Raw genomic sequence first — 794 nt, 5'->3', positions numbered from 1 at the left:
TGATGAACCAGGGCGTGATCGTCCACGAGGGCCCTGCGGCCGATCTGCGCAACGACGCCGCCTTGTGCCGGCAGCTTTTGGGAGTCTGAGCCAGCATGAGCCATCCACTGTTACGCGTCGAGAACGTCGCCAAGCAATACCAGCATGGCGTCTTCCGCAAGACGACCACCTTTTCACTGAACGCCGATTTCGAGGTGCACAAGCCCTGCGTGGTTGGTGTCATGGGCCCCAACGGTTCCGGGAAGACCACGCTGTTCGAACTGATCACCGGTAGCAACCTGCCGAGCGCGGGCCGCGTGCTGGTCAACGGCCAGGACATCCACCAGGTGCGCACACGCGAACGCGACCGGCTGGCGATCCACTACCACCAGTCATACCAGGTGCGGTCATTTCAAAAGACCAAACCCGACTTCATGCTGGCGCATGCGCAGAGCGATTCGCCGCTGGTGCACCTGTTCGACGAACCGCAGTTCAACACGCAGGATGGCTACATCGGCTTCATGCTGGACTTCTTCGCCAAACTCAGGGCCAACGGCCGCCTGGTGTTTTTATGCCTGCATCCCAACGAGCCCTACCACGTCGACATCCTGCGGCAATGCTGCGAGCGTTTCATCTTTGTACAAAAAGGTGCGGTCAGCGAAGCGCCTGACTTCGACACGCTGGCGCGCGACGAGAAGGTCAGGGCCTACCTGGGGGCGCTGGCGCCGGCAGCTTGATCCACGGCCCCGCACGCGGTTCAAATCAGGCTGTGTTTTCTGGCGCGGTAAGCCAGCTTCGCCCGCGTGGTGTTGAGC

Annotated in this window: 1 protein-coding gene; it reads left to right on the top strand. The window is 61.6% G+C overall.

All coding sequences use genetic code 11. From position 1 onward, the window contains the following. Nucleotides 1–95 precede the first annotated feature (95 nt). Entirely contained in the window at nt 96–716 is a 621-nt protein-coding gene (locus AC1D1X_RS24740) for an ATP-binding cassette domain-containing protein (RefSeq protein ID WP_477670356.1), read from the top strand. Nucleotides 717–794: the final 78 nt, after the last annotated feature.

Source organism: Polaromonas sp. P1_G4 (assembly GCF_056405475.1).
This window is presented reverse-complemented; position numbering and strand designations above follow the sequence as displayed.

Coding starts and splice junctions, on each gene's coding strand:
- AC1D1X_RS24740 (WP_477670356.1), top strand. CDS start 96: ATGAGCCATCCACTGTTACGCGTCGAGAACGTCGCCAAGCAATACCAG.